Source organism: Acinetobacter kookii (genome assembly GCF_900096895.1).
GTDB lineage: Bacteria > Pseudomonadota > Gammaproteobacteria > Pseudomonadales > Moraxellaceae > Acinetobacter > Acinetobacter kookii.
Window position 1 is genome coordinate 15,250 of sequence record NZ_FMYO01000013.1, and the last position, 18,238, is coordinate 33,487.

The following is an 18,238-nucleotide window of genomic DNA, read 5'->3' on the forward strand; positions in this document are numbered from 1 at the left end:
CTCAACTTGAGTTAAATCATCAGGTGCTTAATGCGTATATTATTTATAGGTTATGGTAAAACGTCTACCCGGGTTGCCAAACAATTATTTCAGCAAGGCCACCAAATTACCACAATCAGCCAAAGTTCGAAAACGGATGCTTATGCGACTCATCTGATTCAGGATGTGCATCAGCTTGATTTAGATCATCTTGAACCTGTGGATTGGGTCTATGTTTTATTGTCGCCGTCACAAAGCACGGTACAAGGCTATCAGCAGACCTATGTCGATTCGGTTCAGCCCATTGTAAATGCCTTAAAACAGCATCCGCTGCAAAGGATTGTGGTGGTGTCCTCAACCAGGGTTTATGGTGAAAATGCCGGTGAGCGCATTGATGATGAATCTGCTCTTCAGCCTGTGGATGAGCAGGGCAAGTTACTCTGGAAAATGGAGCAACTTTACCAGCAGGCATTTCCCCAGCAATGTATTGTCATTCGCCCAACTGGGATTTATGGTACTTCTGTAGCGAGAATGATCAAACTTGCTGAGAGCACCAAAACCTATGCCAATATGCATTGGTCCAACCGGATTCATATTGATGATCTGGCGCGCTTCCTGGCTCACTTGCTTCACGTGGAACATCCAGAACCGTCTTATATTGTCACGAATAATCAGCCTGTGCCTTTACATGAAGTGATTCAGTGGTTTCAGCGGCAACTCAATCTGTCTGAACTGGTTGTTGAAAGCCAGAAGAAAACGGGTAAACGGATTTATGCGACGCGAATGCCTGAAACTGGATTTCAGTTAGAACATGAGGATTGTTTTGGGGATTATGCAGAATTGTTAAAGGTAGAGTGAGTGTCACTCTGATATTTGAAGTTCCTCCTCCCTATAGTAGGAGGTTAGGAAGAGGGTTTTTAATCAATCTCTCCCTAGCCCTCACTTGCGCTAGATTTAAAGCAGTACTTTATCTCTAGCTCAGGATAGTATTTAACAGACCTCTCCCTATTCCTCTCCTAGAAGGAGAGGGAACGGAGAATGAAGATTATTTCTTCTTCCGTTTCAAACGGCGTTTTGCCTGCTGCGCTGCAACGGCATCCAACGCTTCTTTCAGCTCTTCATCGCTGAAGGTGGTAATGTGCTGAAGCATCTGCAAGGTCACATCATCCAGTACCAGGTTGGCGTACTGCGCCACGTTCTGGAAGTTCTCGTCAAACACAATGGCGTTATCTTCATTGTTGCGGATATAGCCCTGTTGGGTCAGAACCTTAATAAAACTCTGGAACAGCGATTTATCAAAGAATTCTGGCGAGTTGAATTCATATAGGACCGACAGACGCTGACCGACCAGATGACTGAGCTCTTCCACCTGACGGGTGGAGATATTGCCCGAACCACGCTGGGTGATTAAAGCCAGGGTCATGTAGTAACGTTCCAGACTTTGCATCACAGGCGCAGCGAGCACCACCAGCTGGTTGTGATCTTCTGAATTTGGTGCAGGAGAAACCAGGTTGCCCTCGCTATCTTCAGAAATCAGTTTCGCCTGAATCAACGCTTCTGCATAGGCACAGATCTGATCTTTCAGCTCTTCATCTTTTTTCCATTTCAGGAACAGTTCCGCTTTCAGGAATGGATAAAGCGTACGGATGACATTAATCAAATCGCCACGGCGAATCGAACCGTTATGTTCAACCAGCGCAGCAATTAGCGATGGCAACACGAAAGCATGCAGAATGTTGTTACGGAAGTAAGTCAGCAATACCGCCTGATTGTCTTCAATCGCAATAATATCGCCCAGAACATGCTTCACGCGTTTAATCAGTTTCAGTTTTAACCCGTAGGCAATAATTTCCTTGCCTGAAAGCGGTGTCACCTGAGTACGTGCATCATAAGGCAATCCAGTCAACAGTTTGCGGTAGACATCCAGCTGCTTGATGCAGATCTCTTCATCCAGCGTGTGTTTAGGCGTAGCCAAAAGAATCAGCGAAAGCAGCGATACCGGATTGATCACCACGGCACGGTTAATGTTTTCCAAAATGGCATGTGCAGCACTGTTCACTGTATCCGAGACTTCTTGCGGAATCGGATCATCATTCTTGGCAATTTTAATATTTTCCGCACCATGCTGTTTCAGCATGTCATCCAGGAATACCGGCTCACCAAAGTTCACATGCACCTGACCAAAGATACGTTCGATTTTGCGCAGGGTTTTCAAAATGCCCATGATCGATTCGGATTCTTTGTCTTTACCGTTCATTTCGCCGACATAGGTGGCACCTTCCATCAGGCGCTCGTAGCCAATATAGGTCGGTACAAACACGATCGGTTTAGAACGGCCACGCAAATGCCCGTGCACGGTCATGGCCAGCATGCCGGTTTTCGGTGGCAGCAAACGTCCGGTACGTGAACGGCCGCCTTCAATAAAGTATTCCAGTGGCGTGTTACGGGACAGAATATTGAAAAGATATTCTTTAAATACAGTGGTATATAAACCATTACCGCGGAAAGTACGGCGAATAAAGAACGCACCGCCACCACGCAATAATTGCCCGACAAAAGGCATGTTCAAGTTATCGCCTGCGGCAATGTAGGGCACCATCATGCCACGTTTATAAATCACATAAGACAGCAATAAGTAGTCGATGTGACTGCGGTGACAGGGGGTATAGATAATCTCGTAGTCTTTGGCCAGTTCACGCACGGTACTAAAATTATGTACCTCTACGCCGTCATAGAGCTGGGTCCATAAGCGGGTCAGTGCCATATCGGCAAAACGCACGGCTGAATGCGAATAGTCTGATACAATTTCGTTTAAATAGCCAATGGCACGGCGTTCAGCTTCAATCATGCTGATTTTGCCACGGATGCTTTCCCGACGGATGGCATCCTGAACATCCGTAGATTTGATCAGTGAATGCATCACGTTACGGCGGTCGGATAGATCCGGACCGAGCACGACTTCACGCTGACCATCCAGATAGTTGTTTAATTTATTCAGAATATACGTTGCAGGTGACAGGTTTGGATGGGTCTGTTTGGCAAATTCGATCAGCTGGCGTAAAGACTGGCCCTGATGGAATTCCAGATAGGATTGACGACCATGCAGACCAATATTCACCAACTGTTTAACGGTACCTGGCGTTGCCCATGTATCGGTAAACAGCAGTTTCAGCCAGGAATCTTCTTTATCTGGCGAACGTCCCCATAATACGGTGACCGGAATCAGTTCAATATCCACCTGAGGATGGTGTTCCAGAATCTCGATCAGGCGCAATAAACGCGGCGGAAAGGCATGCGGTGGGGAATTGAGTAAATTGTTTTCATCATGGTGCTGCAGGAACAGTATGGATGCTTTTTCCTTATGATCGCCCACCACCAGCGGATCTAATGCCGGTGACAGTTTTAGGCGGCGGGTTTCACCATCGACAATCAGGGCATTACTGCGCGAATAATTTTGTAATACATAGCACACCACTTTTTGTTGAACGGGTTGCTCTGTCTGGGAATTTACTTCTGTAGTTGTCGGTTCAGTAGGAACCTCACCAAGAACATGTGGGGTTACCACCAGGTCAAGCAGCTTACTGGAAAGCTGACGATAGATTTGACCAAAGCCACTCTTGGACATACATACTCCTACTTAAATGACCGAAACCACAGATTTTCTGAGGGGGGAAACAGTTTTGCATCATTGTAATTTAAAACAATATGTCATTTTCTGACAAAATGCATTTCGAGTGTTAAATTTTATCGTTAAAAATCGTATTTTTAGCGAATATTCAGCACAAATCGCGTGACAGGCCAGTCAGTAGAACTTTAGGGCTTTCTTTGGGATTTGTGGCAAAATAGCAATTATAGCTTAGCTGATTGATTGAAATTTTTCGCCTAGATTTTAGGTATCCCACATTAAAAACAGGTTGCTTATGAACGCCTTAACCCAAGAACTGGTTGAATTACTGAGCCTTGAAAAAATTGAAGAAAATATTTACCGAGGTCAAAGCCGTAATCTGGTCGGTAAGCGGGTCTTTGGTGGGCAGGTGCTGGGTCAGGCATTACGCGCGGCATCCTATACCACAAATCGTCCTGCGCATTCCTTGCATGCCTATTTTTTGTATGGGGGAGATGTCAATGCGCCGATTATTTATGAAGTAGACCGCCTGCGGGATGGCAAGAGTTTTGTCAGTCGTCAGGTGCGTGCCATTCAGCATGGACGCACCATTTTTACCGCCATGATTTCATTTGCCAATCCGGAAGAAGGCTTGAATTACCAGATTTCAGAGCCGGAATATCCTGCGGTTGAAGACCTGAAAAGTGAAGCAGAACTTAAAGCACAGCTGGTCGAATTCGTGCCGGAAAATGTGCGTGCCAGCTTTATGCGTGACCGTCATGTGGAAATTCGTCCGGTGATGCCGGTTAATCCTTTCCAGCCTCAGCCTGAAGCTCCGTCATACGCTCACTATATCCGAACCCATGGCCAGATTGCCCATAAGGTCGATGAAATTTCGCTGCATCAGGCCATTGCTGCGTTCTATTCAGACTTTACTTTAATGACCACGGCTCTGCGCCCACACGGTCTGAGTTATATTTCCCCAAGTCTGCAATGTGCCAGCATTGACCATGCCATGTATTTCCATAAGCCATTCCGTGTCGATGAATGGATGCTCTATGATATGGAGGCGACCGTCAGTGTCAGTTCGCGCGGACTGAATTTCGGCCGCATGTGGCAAAATGGTGAGCTGGTGTGTAGCACAACCCAGGAAGGTTTGATTCGCTTGCGTGAAATTGAAACCCAATAAGGGCTGAACTGTCATAAAAAAACCGGACCTGCTGTCCGGTTTTTTATGGGCGTTTAATGGCAGCGAGGGATGTCCTCGGAAACATCTTTATGGCAGCCATGGCCTGAATGGGCAACTGCCACGCTTATATTGAGAAGAAGTGCGGTCATGAGCATGATTTTTTTCATATGGCTTCTCTTTTAATTATTGGCTGAATGAGTATCTATGCATAAGCAGATTCTATGCCATCAGTTTATTAAAGTATTGTAGATTCAGATAAAGTGAGTTACTGGCTTTGATCTATTTCTGCTGAGCTTGTGACAAAAAAATTCTCGATTCTAAAAATAGGGCATGGCATAGTGCCTGACAGGACTTAATGATAAAAAGCATGTCGTGATGAGCTTAAATACACAAATATTGATTGCTGCAATTTTAGGAGTGGCATTTGGATTTCTGTTAAATCTGTTTCCGAATACTCAGTTTTTTTCTGTCAGTCTTTATGGCTTGGGTCTAGCCAGCAGCATTTTTATTGGTTTATTGAAAATGCTGCTTATTCCACTGATTTTCAGTTCAATTGTGGTCGGAGTTTCAAACTTGCAGGCAGGTGGACAACTGGGTCGGGTCTGGAAAATTACTCTGCTCTGTTGTGTGACCACCACCACTCTGGCGCTGATTTTGGGCTTAAGCTGTGCGCACCTGTTTAATGTGGGCAAGGGCGTTGATATCGTGATGTTTCAGGATGCCATGAACAGTCATCAAACGCCTGATACCTTAACGCCATCGTCCTTCTTTACCAACTTTATTCAAAATACCCTGATTAACCCCTTTAAAGCCTTTGCCGAAGGCAATGTGCTGGCTGTGGTGGTATTTGCCTTGTTTATCGGGGTTGCGCTGGTCAAAGGCGGAGATAATTTCCGCAGTGTGCGCAAGTTAAGCCTGCAATTTTTTGACATCATGATGATGATGATCGGCTGGGTGATGAAGCTGGCACCGCTCGGCATTTTTGCCTTGCTGGCGAAACTGATTTCAACCGAAGATATTTCCGTATTAAGCCGTTTGGCCGAGTTTGCCGCCGTAGTAACCGGAACCACCATTTTTCATGGTGCAGTAGTGTTGCCTTTATTGCTGTGGATATTTGGCAAGATGAGTCCAGTCACCTTTTTCAAGGGTACCCGAGCTGCACTGATTACCGCATTTGCCACCAGTTCCAGTTCAGCCACCATGCCACTGTCAATGAAATGCGCGCAGGAAAATTTAAAGGTACGTCCACAAACGGCAGGCTTTGTAATTCCCTTGGGCACCCAGCTGAATATGGATGGTACGGCACTGTATGAGGCAGCTGCGGCTTTGTTTATTGCCAACCTGATGGGGCTGGACTTGAGTATCAGTCAGCAACTGGTAGTCTGTGCAACCGCCATGATTGCCTCCTTAGGTGCGCCGGGTATCCCAAGCGCAGGCATGGTCACCATGATTATGGTGTTGCAATCGGTCGGGTTGCCGGCAGAAGCCATTGCAATCTTGCTGCCGATTGACCGTCTGCTGGATACTGTGCGTACCGTGGTCAATGTTCAGGGCGATATGATGATTAGCGTGGTGGTGGATCGTTATAGCCGTGAACCAGAAGTGTCCTAATCCATTTCCCAGCTGGGATTAAACACGATTTCCCAGACATGGCCATCCGGATCTTGAAAATAACCCGCATAACCCCCGTAAAAAGTGGCTTGTGCGGGTTTAATGATTTTGGCACCGGCATGTGCTGCCTGAGCCATGACCTGATCCACTTCCAGAGGACTATAGACATTTTGTCCCAACGTCATTTGAGTGGCACACATTGGCGTCAGCTCCAGTCCGGTATCCTGTTGAATGCTGCTTTGCAGCCATAAAGCCAGTTTCAGACCTGACTGCAGTTCAATAAAGGCCACCGCACCATATTCAAATTCCTGCCCTATAATTCCTTCACAGTGTAAGCCCAAGCCTTCGCGATAAAAATGCAAAGATGCTTCCAGGTCACGCACCCCCAGTGTAATGACTGAAATCCGTGCTTGCATAAAATGATCCTTATTGTTGTTTTCCTCGACTTTTATCTTAAAACAAATAAAAAGCAGGGCATAAAGCCCTGTTGTGGTTAAATTGTATACATGTATTTAATTATCAAATGAATGATAAAAAGGATTAGGCCACTTTCAGTTTGGCTGCACGTTTGGCCGCAGGGGAGCGATTCAGGTAAGCAATGGCATCTTCAGTTTTGCCTTCATGCAGCGGATCGTACCAGGGCATCAAATAGCCCAGTTGCTGTGATACCAGCCAGAAGGGGCTGGGCATTAAATTGTTGTCACGCTGGGCAATGGCATACCATTCGCGCCAGATCCACGGCTTGTACACTGCAGGGCGGATAGACTGAAAACGTGGATCCTGCTTGAGCAGATGGGCCGTGCCATCGACCCACAAGCCAATCACTGCCACAATTACAATGATGCTTAAATAATAGCGGGCAATATAACTGCCCCCTAAATGACGATACAAATCAAAGGCGACGGTACGGTGTTCAATTTCTTCTGCGCCGTGCCATTTAATCAAATCCAGCATGGCAGGGTCAGCCCCCAGTTTTTCCCACTCCTGGTTGTACAGGGCATATTTCCCCAGTACGCAGGTCATGTGCTCTACCGTGGCAATAATGCCAAGGCGGAATAAATCCCATTGATGTTCAAGCAATTTAGGTACTTTTACACCCAAAGGCTGATCGGCAAGTAGTTGACTGAACAGGAAATCCATCACATCCAGATTGCGCTGGATATCAATGTTGCGCACGGTAAGATATTCTTTGTTGGCCGAGTTATGGGCCTGGGCATGCATGGCTTCCTGACGGATAAAGGCCTGTACATCCTGTTTCAGCTTTTCATCCTGAATTTGTGGCAAAACCTTGTTGTATAAACGACAGAACCAGAATTCGCCAGAAGGCAAAATCATGTTGATTTCATTAATAAAATAGCTGACATAAGGTTGATTTGGAATCCAGTCAATCGGGGTGTCTTGCCACTCGAATTTTACTTTACGCGGATGAATATGATAGGCAATTGATGAGCCGAGTTTGGAGTTTCTTAAACGGGAGAAAAGTTTCATCATGCTGTCCTTATTGTTTTGGCGTGCAGTGCTGCACTTGAGCTCAAGGCCAGTATGAAAAAAATGTCCCGCATTGTGATTAGCAATACGGGACACGGAAATATCAATTGATGATGATTTTTGTCGGACAGTCTAGCTCAATCAGACCCCATCAATCAGCTTGTCGGCTTGCATCGGTGGCATCTTCTGCAATTTCGGTTTCGCACTCTTCCTCTGCAACATCTAAAGATTCGAGTGGTTCATCCAGATCACCAAGGCTCGCTTCAGGAATGCTGTCCAGATCAAATTGTGTGGATTGCTCAAGGGTGAAGTTCAATCGGCCACCCATGACACTGGCCAGCTCTTCCAGGCCTTGCTTGTTGAGTGACGAGAACAACTGAATGGAGAAATCCAGCTTCATCTTTTTCAATGCCGCTTTCACTTCCTGCAAGGCTTTGGATGCCGGTCCACGATTCAGTTTGTCTGATTTGGTCAGCAAAACATGCACGAACAATTTACGTGAATAGGCCCATTCCAGCATCATCACGTCAAAATGTTGCAGTGGATGGCGAATATCCATCAGCAATACCAAGCCCTGCAGGCTTTTACGGTGAATCAGGTAATTTTCCAGTTCTTTTTGCCAGACAATTTTCATCGCTTCCGGTACGGCTGCATAACCATAACCTGGCAAATCGACCAGACGCTGTTCTGGATTACCCAGGCTGAAAAAGTTGATCATTTGGGTACGGCCCGGCTTTTTAGAGGCACGTGCCAGCTGCTTCTGGTTGGTTAAGGCATTAATGGCGCTAGATTTACCGGCATTGGAACGTCCGGCAAAAGCAACTTCATAACCGGTGTCTTCAACACACAGGCTCAGCTTTGGCGCACTCATCAAGAATTCGGCTTTACGCAACCAGTTCAACGCGCGAACAGAGTACTCAGTAATGGCAGGATCAACTTTTTTCTCATAGCTGATCTTTTGCTTAGGCGCATGGGCTGTCTTACTGTTTTTGGATTTTCCTCTGCTGTGATGCATAACTCAACTTCAATAAATGATCTACAAGCGAACATTATAAAGGAAGTCGTTCGGTCAAGCGAACTTTGCAAGGCAGGAATTAAAGATTGATCAGCTGGATCGGGGATTGGGTGGTGTACTTTGCCGCAGGAGAGCTATTTAAAACCTGAGCCAGGGTGTATTGGTCCAGACTAAGATAAAACTGTTCGAGTGCCAGATCAAGAATGCCTTTTAGACCGCATTGAGGACGCAGTACGCAAGGAGGGGTATTGCATTCGACAATCTGGTTTTCACCTTGCAGGATCCGCACGATTTGACCGAGGGGCATTTCGAGCGCTTCGGGGTTGAGCGCAATACCGCCGCCTTTGCCACGTGTGGTAATCAGCCAGTTCTGTTTGCCCATAAAGTGCACAATTTTCACCAAATGGTTTTTGGACACATGCAGGTCCTGAGCAATTTCTGCAATGGTATAAGGCATATCTCGCGGTTGGGCGATATAGATTAAAATACGCAAGGCATAGTCAGTGAATTTATTCAGTTGCATGATAATACTGATGTTTTTAAGTAAAAAATTAGGGTTAGTCTAGCATAACCAGACTAACCCTCTCTTTATTTTATGCTGACCCAGCGGGTTAGTGCTTAACGCCACCTGTACCAAACGCTTCACTGTGAATATTTTCAGCAGGAATGCCGCGAGCAACCAGCGCCTTTTGCTGTTCAGCCATAAATGGCATTGGGCCGCAGAGATAGTAGTCGGCATTGACAGGTAACAATGCGCTATCCATGCTGCTTAAGTCCAGGCGACCGGCAACATCATAATCTTCACCTAATTTATCGCCTGGATGTGGGAATTCATAAGCGGTAAATGTGCTGAGGCGTGGATATTTTGCTTTTAAGTCCTGAATGTGCTGATGCATTGCATGCACTTGTTTGCTACGGCAGGCATGGATGAATGTCACAGGTTGTGGCATATCCAGCGTCACCAGCTGATTCAGCATGGCAATCATTGGAGTCAGGCCTACACCGCCACTGATAAACACATTACGTTTATTTGGGTCAATCAGGTAAAAATTACCTGTTGGTGCTGAAACTTCAATTTCTGAACCTTCTGGCAGGCTATGTAAAGTATTCGATACCCAACCTGGAACCATGTCGCCTTTTTGGTCTTCACGTTTTACCGAGATACGTAAATAGTCCGCTTGAGGGCTAGTTGAAAGCGTATATTGACGAGGTTGTTTCAAGCCAAGTTCTTCAACGAAAACACGTACTGAAATATATTGGCCCGCTTCATATTTCGGCAATGCACCGCCATCGACAGGTTGCAGATAGAAAGACGTGATTTCATCACTTTCCACTACTTTTTTGGCAATTTTAAAATTGCGCCAGCCTAACCAGCTGCCTTTGGTTTGTTGATGCTGATCGTAAATGGCTTTTTCGGTGCTGATGAACAGGTCTGCCAGTTGACCATACGCTGCTGCCCAGGCGCCAATCAGTGGATCGTCCATTGAAATGCTTAACACTTCACTGATTGAATGGAGCAGGTTTTCACCAACAATATTATAGTCAGGTGCTTGAATGTTCAGGCTAACGTGTTTATGCGCGATTAACTCAACCACAGGCAACAACACGGAAGGATCTTCAATGTTTTCAGCATAAGCCAACACTGCGCCTGCCAAGGCTTGCGCCTGTGCACCACTACGCTGATGCCCCATATTAAAAGTTTCTTTTAGATCTGGATTATTGCCCAGCATGCGGTTATAAAAATAACCAGTCAGGGCTACGCCATTTTCGCGAAGTACAGGAACTGTTGCTTTTACTAGGTCAATTTGCTGCGGAGTCATGTTTGATCTCTCATGGCGGTTATTTATAAGATGTATTTAAAATACATTTTATAGAATGCTTTGACAATAGGGAAAATCAACAAAACCATAAAAAAATTATGGAATATAAAAATATCCCATAATTTCTTAATAATTGATCAGATTATTGAATTATCGTTTACCAAATAGTGAACCCAGTAAACCCCGCACGATTTTCTGTCCGGTGCTGCCCCCCAGGCTGCGTGCAGCACTTTTGGCAAAAGTTCCCACAATATCTTGGGTGAGTTTTTCGCGTTGTTTGGCTGCGCGTTCCGCCTCTTTTTGTTGCTCGCGTGCCAGGCGTTCTTGTTCACGTGCTTGCTGTCTGGCCAATACTTCCGCTTCCTTAGCTTGCTGTTTTTCTAAAGCCTCCTTTTCTTTCGCTGCTGCTTTTTCTTGTTCTGCCTGAAGGGCTTGCTGTTGCCGTTCAGCGACTTTGTTTTGCAGCATTTCAAAGGCACTTTCACGGTCCAATTGCTTTTCATACACGCCTGCAATTATGCTTTGATTCATACAGGCTTGACGTTCTTCATGCGTTATCGGGCTAAAGGAAGAGTAGGGAGGCATTATCCAGCCACGCTCGACCATTTGCGGTGTGCCTTGCTCATCCAGACAGCTAATCAGGGCTTCACCGACCCCCAGTTCGGTAATGGCCTGATCCACTTTAAATTCAGGATTGGCGCGGAAAGTATCAGCAGCGGTCTTGACGGCTTTTTGGTCTTTAGGGGTAAAGGCGCGTAGGGCATGTTGCACCCGGTTGCCGAGCTGACCCAGTACGCTTTCAGGTAAATCCAGCGGATTTTGCGTGACAAAGTATATCCCAACACCTTTGGAGCGAATTAATCGTACCACCTGTTCAATTTTTTCCTGTAGCGCCGGACTGGCATTGTCAAACAGCAAATGTGCTTCATCAAAGAAGAACACCAGTTTCGGTTTGTCCAGATCGCCCACTTCAGGCAGCTGTTCAAACAGTTCAGACAGCATCCAGAGCAAAAAGGTGGCGTACAGCTTGGGGGTATTCATCAGTTTATCGGCAGCCAGCACATTGATGTTGCCGCGCCCCTGGCTGTCAGTCTGAATAAAATCCAGGATGTCGAGTGCAGGTTCACCAAAGAACTTGTCACCGCCCTGATCGGCCAGTGCCAGTAAATTGCGCTGAATGGCGCCTAAACTTGCGGGAGACAGATTGCCATATTCCGCCTTGAATTCGGCGGCATGTTCACTGACATAAGTCAGCATGGACTTTAAGTCTTTAAAGTCAATCAGCAATAAGCCCTGATCATCGGCAATGCGGAACACTGCTGAAAGTACCCCTTCCTGGGTGTCATTCAAGTTCAGGATTTGTGCCAGTAACAGCGGTCCAATTTCAGAAACTGTGCTGCGAATTGGATGGCCTTGCTCGCCAAACAAATCCCAAAATACTACAGGAGATGCGGCAAAGGGGATGGACTCAATATGCAGGTTTTTGATGCGTTCATCAAACTTTGGATTGCTTTCACCGGCTTTGGCCAGGCTGGAAACATCGCCTTTGGCATCGGCGAGAAATACGGGCACACCAATGCGGGAAAAATTCTCTGCCAATACTTTTAAGGTGACGGTTTTTCCGGTCCCCGTTGCACCGGCAATCAGGCCATGACGGTTGGCAAACTGTGAATGTAAAACAATCTCTTGTTGAGTGTTGGTGGTTTTCTTAGCAATAACGAGTGGTGTACCCATATTTTTTCCTATTTTATTTTATTCATGTTGTCGTGCAGGCAACTGTTTTAATGCGTTTTCTATATCTTGAATTAAATCTGCCGGATGTTCCAGTCCTATGCAAAAACGAACCAGTAAACCTTGTTGTAAATGTGTATGTTCTAAAACACGCATATCTTTCAGGTTATACAGCATAACCAGACTGAGCGGTCCGCCCCAGCTAAAGCCCAGCTTAAACAGTTCCAGTGCATCGCAGAATCTACGGATATCTGCCAGGGTATATTCAGGTTTGAAAATCACGCTGACCAGACCTGCACTCTGTGCATCTGTGCAAATTTCTTTCCAATGCAGATGTCCTGCAGATTCTGCATCGGCAGGATGCAGCACTTGGACAAATTCTGGTTGCTGTTTGAGCCAGTGCAGCAGTGTCAGGCAGCTTTCAGACTGGTGTTGATAGCGCACTTGCATTGAAGCCAGACTGCGTTGGATCTGTGCCACATCGTCGCCCGATACGCTAATCCCCTGAATGGCATGCATCCGGAATAACTGGTGATGCAGCTTTTGATCACGGGTCACGACAGAACCCATCAAGATGTCACCGCCACCACTTGGATATTTGGTCAGCGCATGCACGGTCATATCCACTGCCAAATGCTCATCGCTAAAATCAAAGGCATTAAAAGCCAGGCCTGCACCCCAGGTATTGTCGAGTGCTGTCAGGATGTTGTGCGCTTTGGCTTTTTTCACCAGATTGATCAGGTCGGGAAATTCCAGCGTCACGGAACCTGCTGCTTCTAACCAGATGAGTTTGGCTCGATCGGTGGGCTGGAACGTCTCCGCATCAATCGGGTTATAGACTCTAACGCTAATACCATAACGCGTTTGCAGATTACGCAGATGTTCCATATTTGGCCCATAAATGTTGTCTGCCACCCAGACTTCATCACCCTGAGCAAGAAAACATGAATTCACCAGATTAATGGCGGATAAACCGCTCGGTGCCAGTAAACAATATTCTCCGCCTTCGATCTGGGCAATATTGTCGCCTAACGTAAAAGTTGTAGGCGTGCCGTGGGTGCCATAACTATAGTCATAGTCATCCGTCCAGTGGCGATTAAACAGTGCATCGGTGTTCTCAAAAATAATGGTCGATGCACGAAACAGGGGAGGTTGAACCGTAGAAATATATTGTGGGGCCTTTCGTGGTGCATGAATCAGTGCTGTTTGCGCGTTTTTTTTCAAGGTGTTGCTCTAAGTCGTATCAAAATTAACCTTAGCTTAAGAGAAACACGCGGAATAGGCTATATAAATGCCGAAATGTATAGAAAGGTTAATGCACATATAAAGTTGGCTTCATTCTTGCTAAACCTATAACAAAGCTAGAACAATAGGCGAGGGGCATGAAGTCGCATTTAAAAGTACATTATTTTCAGCATATTGCTGGCGAAGGGTTCGGCAGTTGTTATCCGTTTTTAAAACAGCACCACGCTAAAATTACCGCAACTGAATTTTTCGCTTTACCTGTAGATCGACCGCTCGACATCGAAGCTTTACCGCAAGTGGAAGATGTAGATTTGCTCATCATTATGGGTGGGGCAATGAGTGTGAACGATGAAGCAAATTATCCGTGGTTGAAAGTGGAAAAGCGCTGGATCAGACGTTATCTGTCTATGGGGAAACCTGCGATTGGTCTGTGTTTAGGTGGGCAACTGATCGCCAATGCTTTGGGGGCGGCGGTCAGGCGTAATGAACAGCAGGAGTTAGGTTTGACGGAGGTACGCAAGGTGAAGCATGTACCTGAACAGTGCTTTGAGTTGCCAGAACAATTTAAGGTGATGCAATGGCATAGTGAAACCTTTGAAATCCCGAAAGGTGCTATTCATCTGGCTGAAAATGATGTCTGTCGCAATCAAATGTATCAAATTGGAAAAAATGTCTTGGGATTTCAATTTCATCCTGAAATAACTCCCGAAGTGCTACAACTATTTTTAGAAAATGATGAAGAATTAGAGCATTTTTCCGGTCAATATGTACAAACTGAACGTCAATTAAAAAGTATGCCTAAAAGTGACTTTATTAAAGGAAATCAGATACTAAACCAAGCTATAGAGTACGTTTTACAAAAAACCTCATGCTGACTTATTTTTAAACAAGAGACTCAATAGATAAACGTAAAAAAAGAGGAAAAAGTTAAAAAGAGATTTGCTTAAGCGTTAAACAATCGCTATAATGGGCGACCCTTTGATGAAAGGGGGTTGGCTACGAATAAAGTAGTTAACATCGTGACAGTCGTGGCATCGATCATGACCTTAGTGATATTTCACTGCTCTTGACACTTGCCCTCATTAAAGTGGGGTGAGATGCGTCAAGAGTGATTCTTTATATATTTGGCTTGGAGTTAACTGGTATGTCTAACCAGAGAATTCGTATCCGTCTTAAGTCTTTTGATCACCGTTTAATTGATCAGTCGGCTCAAGAGATCGTAGAAACAGCAAAACGTACTGGCGCACAAGTTTGTGGTCCAATCCCGATGCCTACTCGCATCGAACGTTTCAACGTTTTAACATCACCACACGTTAACAAAGATGCGCGTGACCAATACGAGATCCGCACTTACAAACGTTTGATCGACATCGTTCAACCTACAGATAAAACTGTTGATGCATTGATGAAGTTAGATCTTGCAGCTGGTGTTGATGTTCAGATCGCTTTGGGTTAAGGCTTTCGGGTTAATTAACACTCTAAGTTAATTAGGCCGCTTTTTTAGAGGTTTATGCACATGGCTATTGGTTTAGTCGGTCGCAAGTGCGGTATGACACGTATCTTTACAGATGCTGGTGTTTCTGTACCTGTAACAGTGATTGAGGTTGATCCTAACCGCATCACTCAAATCAAAACGCTTGAAACTGATGGTTATCAAGCGATTCAAATCACTACTGGTGAACGTCGCGAATCTCGCGTAACTAATGCTCAGAAAGGTCACTTTGCGAAAGCTGGTGTTGCTGCTGGTCGTCTGGTTCAAGAATTCCGCGTTTCAGAAGCTGAGCTTGAAGGTCGTGAAGTTGGCGCTACTATCGGTGTAGATCTGTTTGCAGTTGGTCAAATCGTTGACGTAACTGGTCAGTCTAAAGGTAAAGGTTTCCAAGGTGGTGTTAAGCGTTGGAACTTCCGTACTCAAGACGCTACTCACGGTAACTCTGTTTCTCACCGTGTTCTAGGTTCTACAGGTCAAAACCAGACTCCTGGTCGCGTGTTCAAAGGCAAAAAAATGGCTGGCCATTTAGGTGCTGAACGCGTAACTACACAGGGTCTTGAAATCGTTGCTATCGACGCTGAACGTTCAGTTCTTGTTGTGAAAGGCGCGGTTCCTGGTGCTACTGGTGGCGACGTAACTGTTCGTCCTACGATCAAGGCCTGAGGGGAAATAACGTGAATTTAAATACTGTTTCCGGCTCTGCTGTTGAATTATCAGAAGTTGCGTTCGGTCGTGAATTTAATGAAGCTCTTGTACACCAAGTTGTTACAGCTTACTTAGCTGGTGGTCGTCAAGGTTCTAAAGCTCAAAAATCACGTGCAGACGTTTCTGGCGGTGGTAAAAAACCATTCCGTCAAAAAGGTACTGGCCGCGCTCGTGCTGGTTCTATTCGTAGCCCAATCTGGGTTGGCGGTGGTAAAACTTTTGCTGCTCGTCCACAAGACTGGTCTCAAAAAGTAAACCGTAAAATGTATCGCGGTGCTATGCAATGCATCCTGGCTGAACTTGTTCGTCAAGATCGCTTGGTTTTAGTTGAAGAGTTTGCTGTTGCAGCTCCAAAAACTAAAGAGTTGCTTGCAAAACTTAACGACTTGAATGCTACTCGTGCATTGATCGTTACTGATGCTGTTGATGAGAACTTGTATCTTGCTGCACGTAACATTCCACACGTTGATGTGGTTGATGCTGCTGCAATCGATCCTGTTAGCTTGATCGCGTTCGACAAAGTTGTTATGTCTGTAGCTGCTGCTAAGAAAATTGAGGTAGAACTCGGATGAACAACGAACGTATCTATCAAGTCCTACAAGGACCTGTATTCTCAGAAAAAGCACAAGTTTTAGGTGAAACTGCTGGTGTTCAAGTTTTTAAAGTTGCACTTGATGCAAACAAGCTTGAAATCAAAAAAGCAGTGGAACAACTCTTTGGTGTTCAAGTTGTTAAAGTTAACACAACGATCACTAAAGGTAAGACTAAACGCTTTGGTAAAACATTAGGACGTCGTTCTGATGTTAAAAAAGCATACGTCACCCTGAAAGCTGGCCAAGATGTTGAAATGGCTGACTTGGGCGATACCGCTGAAAGCGCAGCGGAATAAGGACGAGAATTATGCCTATTCAAAAATGTAAGCCAACGTCACCAGGACGTCGCTTTGTAGAGAAAGTCGTTCACGACCATCTTCACAAAGGCGCGCCTTATGCTCCGTTGGTTGAAGCTAAAAAACGTACTGGTGGTCGTAATAACAACGGTCACATTACAACTCGTCACGTTGGTGGTGGTCATAAACAACACTACCGTATCGTTGACTTCAAACGTAACAAAGACGGCATTCCAGCTGTAGTTGAACGTATTGAATACGATCCTAACCGTACAGCGCATATTGCTTTGTTAAAGTATGCTGACGGTGAACGTCGTTACATCATTGCGCCTAAAGGTTTGCGTGCTGGTGATAAAGTACAATCTGGTAACGATGCTCCAATCCGTCCAGGTAACTGCTTGCCACTTCGCAACATGCCTATCGGTTCTACTCTTCACAACATCGAACTTAAAATCGGTAAAGGCGCGCAATTAGCTCGTTCAGCTGGTACTTCTGTTCAGTTGTTGGGTCGTGACGGTTCTTACGCTATCGTTCGTTTACGTTCTGGTGAAATGCGTAAAATTCACGTTGAATGCCGTGCTGTTTTGGGTGAAGTTTCTAACTCAGAAAGCAACCTTCGTTCACTAGGTAAAGCTGGTGCATCACGCTGGCGTGGTGTTCGTCCTACCGTTCGTGGTATGGCGATGAACCCGGTTGACCATCCACACGGTGGTGGTGAAGGGCGTAACAAAGGTATTCAACCTGTAAGCCCATGGGGTCAAAAAGCTAAAGGGTACAAGACACGTACCAACAAGCGTACGACTAAGATGATTATTCGCGACCGTCGCGTTAAGTAACAAGTAAAGGAATCTGACAATGCCTCGTTCTCTGAAAAAAGGCCCATTCGTCGATGCGCACTTGTTCGCTAAGGTTGAAGCGGCTGTAGCGAGTAACTCTCGCAAGCCGATCAAAACTTGGTCGCGTCGTTCGATGATTCTCCCAGATTTTGTTGGTTTAACAATTTCTGTTCATAATGGTCGTAACCATGTTCCAGTGATCGTATCTGAACACATGGTTGGTCATAAACTCGGTGAATTCGCGCCAACTCGTACCTATCGTGGTCACGGTGTTGACAAGAAATCTAAACGTTAAGGTGCGATGATGGAAGTTACTGCTAAATTACGCGGTGCCGCTATCTCGGCACAAAAAGCACGTTTGGTTGCAGATCTGATCCGTGGCAAATCTGTTGCTCACGCTTTAAATATCTTGAACTTCAGCAACAAAAAAGCTGCAGTTTTAGTTAAAAAAGCGTTGGAATCTGCAATTGCAAACGCTGAACATAATAACAGTTTAGATGTAGACGACCTTACAGTATCTACGATTTACGTTGACGAAGGCATCAGCCTTAAACGTATTATGCCACGTGCTAAAGGCCGTGCAGATCGTATTACTAAGCGTACTTGTCACATCACCGTTAAGGTAGGGGTTTGA

The 18,238-nt window shown here is 45.6% G+C and carries 19 protein-coding genes; 11 read left to right on the forward strand and 8 right to left on the reverse strand.

What is annotated here, in order from left to right; all coding sequences use genetic code 11:
• The first annotated feature begins 30 nt into the window (after window positions 1–30).
• Window positions 31–837, forward strand: a complete 807-nt coding sequence (locus BLP85_RS13530) for an NAD(P)H-binding protein (protein WP_092820748.1) — start codon at window positions 31–33, stop codon at window positions 835–837.
• A 187-nt stretch (window positions 838–1,024) separates the two neighbouring features.
• On the opposite strand, the gene plsB is transcribed toward BLP85_RS13530, so the two are convergent.
• Window positions 1,025–3,604, reverse strand: coding sequence for a glycerol-3-phosphate 1-O-acyltransferase PlsB (gene plsB / locus BLP85_RS13535; protein ID WP_092820750.1), 2,580 nt, complete (start codon window positions 3,602–3,604; stop codon window positions 1,025–1,027).
• Window positions 3,605–3,899: 295 nt separating this feature from the next.
• Here plsB and BLP85_RS13540 point away from each other — a divergent pair, with 295 nt between their 5' ends.
• Both BLP85_RS13540 and BLP85_RS13545 read left to right on the forward strand, forming a co-directional pair.
• Entirely contained in the window at window positions 3,900–4,772 is an 873-nt protein-coding gene (locus BLP85_RS13540) for an acyl-CoA thioesterase (protein WP_092820752.1), read from the forward strand.
• Between the two features lie 375 nt (window positions 4,773–5,147).
• Window positions 5,148–6,383, forward strand: coding sequence for a dicarboxylate/amino acid:cation symporter (locus BLP85_RS13545; protein WP_092820754.1), 1,236 nt, complete (start codon window positions 5,148–5,150; stop codon window positions 6,381–6,383).
• Here the strand turns inward: BLP85_RS13545 and BLP85_RS13550 are convergent.
• The 7 genes from BLP85_RS13550 to BLP85_RS13580 all read right to left on the reverse strand — a co-directional run bounded on the left by BLP85_RS13550 (window position 6,380) and on the right by BLP85_RS13580 (window position 13,661).
• Window positions 6,380–6,799, reverse strand: a complete 420-nt coding sequence (locus tag BLP85_RS13550) for a VOC family protein (protein WP_092820756.1) — start codon at window positions 6,797–6,799, stop codon at window positions 6,380–6,382. The genes BLP85_RS13545 and BLP85_RS13550 overlap by 4 nt on opposite strands.
• Before the next feature lie 124 nt (window positions 6,800–6,923).
• Window positions 6,924–7,871 (reverse strand): metal-dependent hydrolase, encoded by a 948-nt coding sequence (locus tag BLP85_RS13555; RefSeq protein WP_092820828.1) that lies wholly within the window; start codon window positions 7,869–7,871, stop codon window positions 6,924–6,926.
• Window positions 7,872–8,022: 151 nt separating this feature from the next.
• Window positions 8,023–8,886, reverse strand: a complete 864-nt coding sequence (yihA, locus tag BLP85_RS13560) for a ribosome biogenesis GTP-binding protein YihA/YsxC (RefSeq protein WP_092820758.1) — start codon at window positions 8,884–8,886, stop codon at window positions 8,023–8,025.
• 79 nt (window positions 8,887–8,965) lie between these two features.
• Window positions 8,966–9,409: an RrF2 family transcriptional regulator gene (locus BLP85_RS13565; RefSeq protein ID WP_092820760.1), complete on the reverse strand. Its 444-nt coding sequence runs from the start codon at window positions 9,407–9,409 to the stop codon at window positions 8,966–8,968.
• A gap of 88 nt (window positions 9,410–9,497) precedes the next feature.
• Window positions 9,498–10,706, reverse strand: a complete 1,209-nt coding sequence (hmpA, locus tag BLP85_RS13570; RefSeq protein ID WP_092820762.1) for an NO-inducible flavohemoprotein — start codon at window positions 10,704–10,706, stop codon at window positions 9,498–9,500.
• A gap of 150 nt (window positions 10,707–10,856) precedes the next feature.
• Window positions 10,857–12,440 (reverse strand): helicase HerA-like domain-containing protein, encoded by a 1,584-nt coding sequence (locus tag BLP85_RS13575; protein WP_092820764.1) that lies wholly within the window; start codon window positions 12,438–12,440, stop codon window positions 10,857–10,859.
• Between the two features lie 18 nt (window positions 12,441–12,458).
• Window positions 12,459–13,661 (reverse strand): PLP-dependent transferase, encoded by a 1,203-nt coding sequence (locus BLP85_RS13580; RefSeq protein WP_092820766.1) that lies wholly within the window; start codon window positions 13,659–13,661, stop codon window positions 12,459–12,461.
• A gap of 158 nt (window positions 13,662–13,819) precedes the next feature.
• Between BLP85_RS13580 and BLP85_RS13585 the strand changes: the two genes are divergently transcribed.
• The 8 genes from BLP85_RS13585 to rplV all read left to right on the forward strand — a co-directional run bounded on the left by BLP85_RS13585 (window position 13,820) and on the right by rplV (window position 18,238).
• Complete coding sequence (locus tag BLP85_RS13585; RefSeq protein ID WP_092820768.1) at window positions 13,820–14,557, forward strand: type 1 glutamine amidotransferase; 738 nt, start codon at window positions 13,820–13,822, stop codon at window positions 14,555–14,557.
• A 269-nt stretch (window positions 14,558–14,826) separates the two neighbouring features.
• Window positions 14,827–15,138, forward strand: a complete 312-nt coding sequence (rpsJ, locus tag BLP85_RS13590; RefSeq protein WP_000070912.1) for a 30S ribosomal protein S10 — start codon at window positions 14,827–14,829, stop codon at window positions 15,136–15,138.
• A gap of 60 nt (window positions 15,139–15,198) precedes the next feature.
• A complete protein-coding gene (gene rplC, locus BLP85_RS13595) occupies window positions 15,199–15,837 on the forward strand; it encodes a 50S ribosomal protein L3 (RefSeq protein WP_092820770.1) in 639 nt (212 codons plus the stop codon).
• Between the two features lie 11 nt (window positions 15,838–15,848).
• On the forward strand, window positions 15,849–16,451 hold the full coding sequence (gene rplD, locus BLP85_RS13600; protein WP_086195774.1) for a 50S ribosomal protein L4: 603 nt from the start codon (window positions 15,849–15,851) through the stop codon (window positions 16,449–16,451).
• Complete coding sequence (gene rplW / locus BLP85_RS13605; RefSeq protein ID WP_004691323.1) at window positions 16,448–16,768, forward strand: 50S ribosomal protein L23; 321 nt, start codon at window positions 16,448–16,450, stop codon at window positions 16,766–16,768. The genes rplD and rplW overlap by 4 nt, the downstream gene beginning before the upstream one ends.
• 11 nt (window positions 16,769–16,779) lie before the next feature.
• The gene (gene rplB, locus BLP85_RS13610; protein ID WP_086195772.1) at window positions 16,780–17,604 is read left to right on the forward strand and encodes a 50S ribosomal protein L2; all 825 of its coding nucleotides are present in this window, start codon (window positions 16,780–16,782) and stop codon (window positions 17,602–17,604) included.
• A 19-nt stretch (window positions 17,605–17,623) separates the two neighbouring features.
• The gene (gene rpsS / locus BLP85_RS13615; protein ID WP_004869548.1) at window positions 17,624–17,899 is read left to right on the forward strand and encodes a 30S ribosomal protein S19; all 276 of its coding nucleotides are present in this window, start codon (window positions 17,624–17,626) and stop codon (window positions 17,897–17,899) included.
• Between the two features lie 9 nt (window positions 17,900–17,908).
• Complete coding sequence (gene rplV / locus BLP85_RS13620; RefSeq protein WP_086195771.1) at window positions 17,909–18,238, forward strand: 50S ribosomal protein L22; 330 nt, start codon at window positions 17,909–17,911, stop codon at window positions 18,236–18,238.